The sequence below is a fragment of the Flavonifractor sp. An100 genome, from assembly GCF_002161175.1.
Lineage (GTDB): Bacteria > Bacillota > Clostridia > Oscillospirales > Oscillospiraceae > Lawsonibacter.
Genome location: NZ_NFMA01000062.1, coordinates 1 through 639 on the forward strand (window position 1 = coordinate 1; position 639 = coordinate 639).

1 protein-coding gene is annotated in these 639 nt (G+C 58.8%); it reads right to left on the reverse strand.

Annotated elements, in window-relative coordinates; translation table 11 throughout:
• A partial coding sequence (locus tag B5E43_RS14770; RefSeq protein WP_158099079.1) for a tyrosine-type recombinase/integrase occupies window positions 1-639 on the reverse strand: 639 nt, incomplete at both ends.

Genomic DNA, 639 nt, shown 5'->3' on the forward strand with positions numbered 1-639 from the left:
ACTAGCTTGCCGCCTACCGGGTTGACCTGTTTGTCGATGCGGAGCTTTCCGGTGGCGAAGTCCAGGTCCTCCCAGCGAAGGGCCAGCAGTTCCCCCCGGCGCATTCCGGTGGTCAGCTCGAGAAGGAACAGCTCGTACATCCCCTCCGCTTTGGACTGAATGAGGAACCGCTGAATCTCATCCTGGGTCAGAATTTTCATCTCTTTGCCCTTCAGGGGCGGCAGCTTGCATCCGATGGCCGGGTTGCTGTGGACCAGCCGCTCCTCCACTGCCTTGTCCAGTGCCATCTGGCAGACAGCGTAGCAGCTTCGCACTGAGCGGTCTGACAGCCCCTTTCCGCATTTGTCTACATTGGTCATCCGACCGGCTTCTTTCATGCTGCGGAAGAAGGTCTGGAGATCTGCCTGGGTCAGCTTGTTCAGAGGGATGTCTCCCACGCCGGGGATCAGGCGGTTGCAGATCCATCCCTCGTAACTAAGTTGTGTGCTTTGCCGCAGCTTCGGTTTGGAGAAGTTCTGGCACCAGTACTCTAACCAGTCCCCGAACCGCATCTCAGGCCGGACTTGAACAGGGCGGAAGCCGCCGCACTGCTCTTTCAGCTTCTTCAGCTTTTCCGCGCACTCCCGCTTCGTCTTTGCC